The organism is Corynebacterium sp. KPL2861 (assembly GCF_040225475.1).
Lineage (GTDB): Bacteria > Actinomycetota > Actinomycetes > Mycobacteriales > Mycobacteriaceae > Corynebacterium.
Map to the genome: position 1 here is coordinate 1 of NZ_JBEHFW010000021.1, position 6,445 is coordinate 6,445.

The following is a 6,445-nucleotide window of genomic DNA, read 5'->3' on the forward strand; positions in this document are numbered from 1 at the left end:
CGTCTCGCCACAGTAGTCATTCTGGTCCATCTCCTCATGCGGGTTAGGTTCCCACACACAAACCATTAGACACTCTCGGATCTTGCCCTCGAGTTTGGACTGTCGTCAGACCTGCTCGTCAAAGACTGGGCGCGGAAATGGCGCAAAGACGGCGTTGAGGCGTTGAAACCGAAATCGAAGGTCAGGCCTAAAGGCTCGGCCGCACCGAAGCGGCTTACAGAAGAAGACAAGCTGCGCCGCCAGATCGCACGGTTGGAAGCTGAAAACGCTTATCTAAAAAAAATTGCGGGTCTTGAGGAATCAGGCACACGCCTGAAAGTTCAGGCGATCGTCATCCTCAAGTCTCACCACCGCTTAGAGTACCTCCTAGAGGCAGCAGGTATCCCACGGTCGACATTCTTCTATCACCAGAAACGACTCAGCGAGCCAGATAAGCACGCTGCGATCAAGGACGCGATCCTAGAAAGCTTCGAGGCTAACAAGCATCGCTACGGCTACCGGCGGGTGTTGCTGGACCTGCGCAACAAGGGCTGGGTGGTCAACCACAAACTCGTCTACAAACTCATGCGTCAGATGGGTCTTCGAGCCAAGATCCGCCAACGCAGGCCGTATGTTTCCTACGCAGGAACTATAAGCCACATCGCTGACAACAAACTCGACCGCAAATTCACCCCAGACACGCCAAACACCGTCTTTGTCAGCGACGTCACCGAGTTCAGGGTCGCAGGCCGAAAAGTGTATTTGTCACCGGTGATGGACTTGTTCGACCGCTCAATCGTTGCTCACACCGTGGCCACATCGCCGACGGCAGCGTTTACTGCCGATTCTTTGTCCAAGACGATCGCAGCCTGTGCACCGAAGCCTGGGTGGATGATGCACACCGATCAAGGATTCCAGTACCAGCATTCCTCCTGGCGTAACCTGATCGGTGACAACGGTGGTGTTCAGTCGATGTCGCGTAAAGCCAACTGCTACGACAATGCAGTAATGGAGAACTTCTTCGGGCACGTAAAGACCGAGATGTACCACGGGGAAGTCTTCGACACCGTCGAAGACTTCAACCAAGCGATCGACGAGTACATCCAGTGGTACAACACCGAACGCATCCAACAACGACTCAAGGGCCTGACCCCGATGCAATATCGGAATCAGACCCTCGAACCCCTCATCGCCTAGAATTAAACCAGTCCAACTTTCGGGGGCCAGTTCAATTTTGGCGGGTGGGGCGTCCTTTTCGTTTGGAAGTCAAACCTGCAGTTCAGCGCCCGTTGACGGGTCGCTCTTCATTGCTGGTGGCTCGGGGGCGATCGGCACGGTCGCCATCCAACTTGCACGCCAACGCGGATGGCACGTTGCCGCATCCGCGTCGAAACCCAATCACGACTACATGCTTTCGCTCGGCGCGCACAAGGTAGTTGACTACGGCAACCCCCATTGGCGCGAGCAGATCCTGGAGTGGATGCCCAATGGCGTCGACGCTGTCTTGGCGGTGCAACCGGGCACCTCGGCGGAAAGTTTGCCCGTCGTGAAGGACGGTGGAACATTGGTGTCGATCTCCGGAGATGCACACATCTCCGAACGTGGCATACACATAACGGGGTCCCCTATCAAATGGACGTTCTCGATGATTTGGTGCAACTCATGGAGCAGATCGCCGCAGGGGAGATTCATTTGGAGCTTGAGCAGGTTTATCCGTTTGCAGATGCCCTGGCTGCCCTGGCGAAAGTACAGACCCGGAGGGCTCGAGGCAAACTCGTGCTCAGACGAGAGTAAAGCACATGGCCGAGGAACCATGCGGATTCAAGAAGGTGCTGCCTTGCCGAATTCTCAGCCGGTCCGGGTTATTTACAACTCTCTACCCCGTATTTAATTCATGGCTTGCGGGTAAGAGGCGGACGATGTTGAGCCGGAAGGGTTGGCATGTCAGACCGCCCAAGGCACGGGCACTGCTTGGGGCTCGGGACTACAGGGGGAGCATCTTGTACGGAGGCTGATGACTTCTTCGAAGACGGGACTTGCTGCCACCGGCTACGGTTTGGCAGCGGCCACAGCGACCAGTTCGGCCGCGACTCCTGTCAATCGTCGAGGTCCTGACCAGACGGCCGTCAGGGGGCGGCTGATCCCTTGACCCTCAAAGGGAACGCGCAACAGGTCCCCGCTCTCGAGCTGGCTACGAAGGGCGAGTTCGCTCAGGACAGCAGGACCCGCCCCGGAAGCAACAGCAACGCGCACCGCGGCGTTGCTGGCAAGCACCTGCATCGGCTCGACAGTGACGACCCCAGCCAACACCTCTTGCAGCGCCTCGCGGGTACCTGAGCCAGGCTCCCTGACAACCAAGGGGGTTTCCGCCAGCTCTTGCAAACCGATCCTGCTCGTACGGTTCGCCCATTCATGGTTGGGAGCGACAACTACCAGCAACTCATCCTCTTGGACGACCCGGGCATTCAACCGCATGGGAACATTCGGGGTCTCAACGAAACCCAGTTGAAGAATGCCCCTTTGCACTTCTTGGAGAACCTGCGCCGAATTCAGCACCTGCACCTCGATGCGGACCGGCGGCAATCGACGTTTCAACTCTGTCAGCCAGACCGGTAGCAGGGTTTCTGCGATGGTCATGCTGGCCCCCACACGAAGTTCCAACGTTTCGTTGCTGCGGCTAGACCGTGACCAATCGTTGAAGCGTTGCCCGGCATCAAGTAGTTCACGGGCTTGAACAGCCAGCAACAACCCCAGTGCCGTCGGTTCCGAACCGCGGGGGCTGCGCTCAAGCAAAGCCGTTTTCATCCCCGCCTCCAGCTCCGCGATGGCTCGGCTTGCGTTGGGCTGCGCCATCCCCACTTTCCGTGCGCCTGCCCCCACGCTGCCTTCGTCCACCACGGCAACGAAGAGTTCCAGTACTTGAAGGTTCGGCCAAGCTTCGCTCATATCAAAAGCATATACCATGATGCGAAATTGCCGTCTAGCGGGCTGACGGGGATCAGTGAAGTATGGAAGTATGTCAACGCAAATACAACAGACAGATCCCATAACAACCCGCCGCGGCTCCTACGCACTGAAAAAATATTCCCCCGGATTGCTTTTGTGTGCGGTCGCTGTGGCAATCGCGATGACCGTTAACGTCTTCCTTCCCGGTGTCAGCCCACTGATCGTCGCGATCGTGCTCGGCATCGCCCTGACCAACGTGGTTCGCCTACCCGAGTCCACGGCACCGGGACTGACGCTGGCTTCCAAGAAGCTGCTCCGATTGGGAATCGTCTTCCTGGGCCTGCAACTGGTGCTCTCAGACATTGTCTCCCTCGGTGCGCCCATGCTCGTGGTCATCGTGTGCATCGTGGCCGGAGGCATTTTCGGAACCATCCTGATCGGGCGGCTGATGAAGATGCGTTCCGCCCAGGTTCTGCTCATAGCATGTGGTTTCTCTATTTGCGGCGCCGCCGCTGTGGCCGGAGTCGAAGGGGTCACCGACTCAGACGAAGAGGACGTGGTCACCGCCGTGGCCTTGGTGGTCATCTTCGGCACACTCATGATTCCGGCGATTCCCTTGCTCGGCCAGCTGCTGGGCATGGAGCCTGAACTCAACGGCATGTGGGCCGGTGGCTCCATCCACGAGATCGCTCAGGTTGTCGCCGCCGGAGGAATAATCGGCGGCGGGGCGCTGGCTGTCGCCGTCATCGTCAAACTCGCCCGCGTCCTGCTGCTCGCCCCGATCGTCGCGATTTTGAGCATTCGCCAACGCCGGTCAGGAAACGTCAAACCCGATGAAAAGCGTCCTGCGATCGTCCCACTGTTCATCATTGGCTTCCTGGTCATGATCGTGCTCCGTTCCACACTGGACCTGCCCGAGGGCCTCATCCACGCAGGAAGCCTCGCGCAAACGGCTTTGTTGTCCGCCGCAATGTTTGGACTGGGATGTGGGGTGAAGATCCGCAACCTCATCCGGGTCGGAGCCCGACCCTTCATCCTGGCCGCAGCCTCAACCATTCTCGTCACAGGCATCGCACTTGCAGGCATCGAACTCGTCCACCTCTGATAGGGAACCACATCCTGCAGTCTCCGCCCAAGCTGATACCTCGTCCGCCCACCACATGACCTTTTAGGAAGGAACCTGACTTGACATTTCTCACCGGTCCAGCTCCGATTATCGTCGGCGTCGACAGCTCCGATTCTTCAAGGTGGGGGCGCCCTTTCTCTTTATTCGGTGAACGTTGCCCAGGCGGAGAAAGTGCAGGTAAAACCACACGCTAGCGAGACCTGGGGGCGTGCCTTCACCAGCCCTTGTAAAAGCCGCCCACGAGGGGAAATGTGCGTAAGGCTACCTGTAGGCGTGCCTGGAACCGTAAATGTCCTGCCATGTGGCAAGCGCCGTGGGGCGTATATTCACCCGCCCCCATCGCCGCATCTATGCGTTCTTCAACGCCCGATACACAGTAGGGCGAGTGACCCCAAACTCCCGTGCTAGCTCTGCCTTTGGCTCCCCCGCCAGCACGCGCCTCTTAATCTCCGCTACCTGTTATGGGCTAAGGGCGGGTTTGCGGCCTTTGTACTTTCCTGCCTTTTTCGCCAGCGCAATCCCCTCTGCTTGGCGTTCGCGGATAATGGCCCGCTCAAACTCCGCAAACGAACCTAAAATGCCTAGCATTAAATCCGCGCGTGGATCTGTGGTGTCTTTCGCATGAAGCGTCCTGGGTTTAGTTCCGCTTCTTTTACGGCCCTGTGTTGATGGGCTGGGTGAGATAGTACTCGGTTTCTACTTCCTGTGGGGTGGCGTAGTCCAAAGCTTCATGAAGCCGCTTGGTGTTCCACCAATGCACCCACCGCAAGGTGGCCAGTTCGACTTCTCCGACCGACGTCCACGGGCCTTGGGCATGAATCAGTTCAGCCTTGTAGAGACCGTTGACTGTTTCGGCTAGCGCATTGTCGTAAGAATCGCCGACTGTTCCCACACTCGGGCGGATTCCTGACTCAGCTAGCGCAGTGGAATACTTCCACGACACATACTGGCTGCCCCGATCGCTATGGTGAATTAACTGGTTTCCATGAATTCGCCCTGCAGTCGTTAACGCATGCTCCAAAGCCTCCATCGGCAGCGCGTCGGTGCGCATTGTCGATCGTGTAGCGACACCAACAATTTTTCGGCTGAATACATCCACGACAAATGCGGTGTAGGCGAATCCTGACAGGGTGCGAACGTAGGTAATGTCGGCAACCCACAACCTGCCTGGCGCCTGCGCACGGAAGTCTCGCTGTACAAGGTCTGGGCGATGATCCGGTGCCTTCGGGCTAATCGTTGCCACAGGGGTTCGTCCACGTCGGCGGCCGGAAACACCTGCGAGTTTCATCAGACGTGCGGTCTTGTCGCGGCCGATATGAAAGCCTTCACGGTTCATGGCGTGCCACATTTTGCGGATGCCGTAGACCGAGAAGTTTTCCGCATGCACACGCTGTATCTCTGGGATGAGCAGGCTATCGCTTAAGGCTCTTGCGCTGGGAACACGTGTGGTGGCTTTGCGGTAGCCGCGTGAGGTGATGAATCCACGATCTGCTTGTTTAAGGACTCTGCAGATGGACCCGGGCCCCAAACTGATCTTTATACGCGTCGATGTAAGAGATCATTTGGTCGTGGGTCGGTCGAGTTCCGCTGCGAAAAAAGCCGAAGCAGTCTTAAGAATCCCGTTTGCTCGTTTCAGTTCGCGGTTTTCTCGGCGCAGACGCCCCAAGCTCTTCTTCCATTGTTTCGCCGCCTGAAGCGTCAGAGTCATCACGTACTGAAGCGCTGTCACGGTACCAAGCCCGCAACGTGTGGTGAGATACTCCAAGCAGCTCACCGACCTCCGTGTAGGCGCGTTGCAGTGAGCAAGACTCCAGGCGGACCATTTCGATGATCTGATGGACCGCCTTCTCCTTGAACTCGACGGAATACTTTCTAGGCATAGTTCAATCCTTCCTTAGCTGAGGTAGGAACTAAACCCAGGACGCTTCAGTTCTGTCGTGCGTCGTTGGAGTCTAACGCTTTGGTGGCGAAGTTGGCGGCGATCATCTCCCAGGTGAAGGTGTAGGCTTCGCGGTTGTTTTTCGCCAGCCAGTACTGTTTTACCGTGAGCCAGATGTAGAGGTTCATGGCTCGTGGTTTGTTGAGCTCTCGCAGGACGTTGAGGTCGATAGGGATGGGGGATTCTGCAATGTGCTTGAAGAACTGGGGTGTGAGTTTAAGGTAGGACTCAATGAAGCTGCCCTGGTTGGGGTCGCGGGAGTCGAACCAGAGATCCCATTCCTCCATGATCTGGGTGTGACGTCCACGTGCGTGAACGCCGTCGTCGCTTTTTACGGTAATCATTGAGCCAGCAAGGCGTAGAAGTTGCTCCCGCCTGTGAGCGTGTCAAGTTGTTTGTGTGTGGGGCTAGGTTTATAGGTATTTGTCGAAGCGGTCGGGAAAGGCCACGGCCAT

General features: G+C 57.3%; 2 protein-coding genes and 5 pseudogenes. 3 read left to right on the forward strand and 4 right to left on the reverse strand.

Annotated elements, in window-relative coordinates; genetic code table 11:
• Nucleotides 1-78 precede the first annotated feature (78 nt).
• Nucleotides 79-1,176 (forward strand): annotated as a pseudogene (locus tag ABRP84_RS11110) (IS3 family transposase); the annotation flags it as partial.
• Nucleotides 1,177-1,213: 37 nt separating this feature from the next.
• Nucleotides 1,214-1,773: pseudogene (locus ABRP84_RS11115) on the forward strand (zinc-binding dehydrogenase).
• Nucleotides 1,774-2,028: 255 nt separating this feature from the next.
• Here ABRP84_RS11115 and ABRP84_RS11125 read toward each other — a convergent pair.
• Nucleotides 2,029-2,925, reverse strand: coding sequence for a LysR family transcriptional regulator (locus ABRP84_RS11125; RefSeq protein ID WP_086892162.1), 897 nt, complete (start codon nucleotides 2,923-2,925; stop codon nucleotides 2,029-2,031).
• 70 nt (nucleotides 2,926-2,995) lie between these two features.
• On the opposite strand from ABRP84_RS11125, the gene ABRP84_RS11130 reads away from it, so the two are divergent.
• Nucleotides 2,996-4,030 carry a YeiH family protein gene (locus tag ABRP84_RS11130; RefSeq protein ID WP_302525503.1) on the forward strand — a complete coding sequence of 345 codons (1,035 nt, stop codon included), beginning with the start codon at nucleotides 2,996-2,998 and terminating at the stop codon, nucleotides 4,028-4,030.
• Nucleotides 4,031-4,399: 369 nt separating this feature from the next.
• Here ABRP84_RS11130 and ABRP84_RS11135 read toward each other — a convergent pair.
• The 3 pseudogenes from ABRP84_RS11135 to ABRP84_RS11145 form a co-directional block, all read right to left on the reverse strand.
• Nucleotides 4,400-4,672: pseudogene (locus tag ABRP84_RS11135) on the reverse strand (helix-turn-helix domain-containing protein); the annotation flags it as partial.
• A 31-nt stretch (nucleotides 4,673-4,703) separates the two neighbouring features.
• Nucleotides 4,704-5,931, reverse strand: a pseudogene (locus ABRP84_RS11140) (IS3 family transposase).
• A gap of 46 nt (nucleotides 5,932-5,977) precedes the next feature.
• Nucleotides 5,978-6,352 (reverse strand): annotated as a pseudogene (locus ABRP84_RS11145) (replication protein RepA); the annotation flags it as partial.
• Nucleotides 6,353-6,445: the final 93 nt, after the last annotated feature.